1 rRNA gene (cut by a window edge) is annotated in these 1,368 nt (G+C 52.8%); it reads left to right on the plus strand.

Annotated features, from left to right (window positions below):
- Nucleotides 1-1,356: ribosomal RNA gene (locus DFS13_RS39575) — 23S ribosomal RNA — on the plus strand (it extends 1,625 nt beyond the left edge of the window).
- The last annotated feature ends 12 nt before the right edge of the window (nt 1,357-1,368 follow it).

Consider the following 1,368-nt stretch of genomic DNA (forward strand, 5'->3'; position numbering starts at 1 on the left):
CGGGAGCGAAGCAATTGGAAGTGGTTCCAAGAAAAGCCTCTAAGCTTCAGTCTAACGATGACCGTACCGCAAACCGACACAGGTGGGCGAGATGAGTATTCTAAGGCGCTTGAGAGAACTCGGGAGAAGGAACTCGGCAAATTGGTACCGTAACTTCGGGATAAGGTACGCCCTTGTAGCTTGACTGGCCTGCGCCAGGAGGGTGAAGGGGTTGCAATAAACTGGTGGCTGCGACTGTTTAATAAAAACACAGCACTCTGCAAACACGAAAGTGGACGTATAGGGTGTGACGCCTGCCCGGTGCCGGAAGATTAAATGATGGGGTGCAAGCTCTTGATTGAAGTCCCGGTAAACGGCGGCCGTAACTATAACGGTCCTAAGGTAGCGAAATTCCTTGTCGGGTAAGTTCCGACCTGCACGAATGGCGTAACGATGGCCACACTGTCTCCTCCCGAGACTCAGCGAAGTTGAAGTGTTTGTGATGATGCAATCTACCCGCGGCTAGACGGAAAGACCCCATGAACCTTTACTGTAGCTTTGCATTGGACTTTGAACCGATCTGTGTAGGATAGGTGGGAGGCTATGAAACCGGAACGCTAGTTTCGGTGGAGCCGTCCTTGAAATACCACCCTGGTTTGTTTGAGGTTCTAACCTTGGCCCGTGATCCGGGTCGGGGACAGTGCATGGTAGGCAGTTTGACTGGGGCGGTCTCCTCCCAAAGCGTAACGGAGGAGTACGAAGGTACGCTAGGTACGGTCGGAAATCGTGCTGATAGTGCAATGGCATAAGCGTGCTTAACTGCGAGACCGACAAGTCGAGCAGGTGCGAAAGCAGGTCATAGTGATCCGGTGGTTCTGTATGGAAGGGCCATCGCTCAACGGATAAAAGGTACTCTGGGGATAACAGGCTGATACCGCCCAAGAGTTCATATCGACGGCGGTGTTTGGCACCTCGATGTCGGCTCATCTCATCCTGGGGCTGTAGCCGGTCCCAAGGGTATGGCTGTTCGCCATTTAAAGAGGTACGTGAGCTGGGTTTAAAACGTCGTGAGACAGTTTGGTCCCTATCTGCCGTGGGCGTTGGATATTTGAAGGGGGCTGCTCCTAGTACGAGAGGACCGGAGTGGACGAACCTCTGGTGTACCGGTTGTCACGCCAGTGGCATCGCCGGGTAGCTATGTTCGGAAGAGATAACCGCTGAAAGCATCTAAGCGGGAAACTCGCCTTAAGATGAGATATCCCTGGGGACTAGATCCCCTTGAAGGGTCGTTCGAGACCAGGACGTTGATAGGTCAGGTGTGTAAGCGCAGTAATGCGTTCAGCTAACTGATACTAATTGCCCGTAAGGCTTGATCCTATAACAAGTCTG

The organism is Burkholderia sp. 28_3, from assembly GCF_003253915.1.
In the GTDB taxonomy this organism is placed as follows: domain Bacteria; phylum Pseudomonadota; class Gammaproteobacteria; order Burkholderiales; family Burkholderiaceae; genus Burkholderia; species Burkholderia cenocepacia.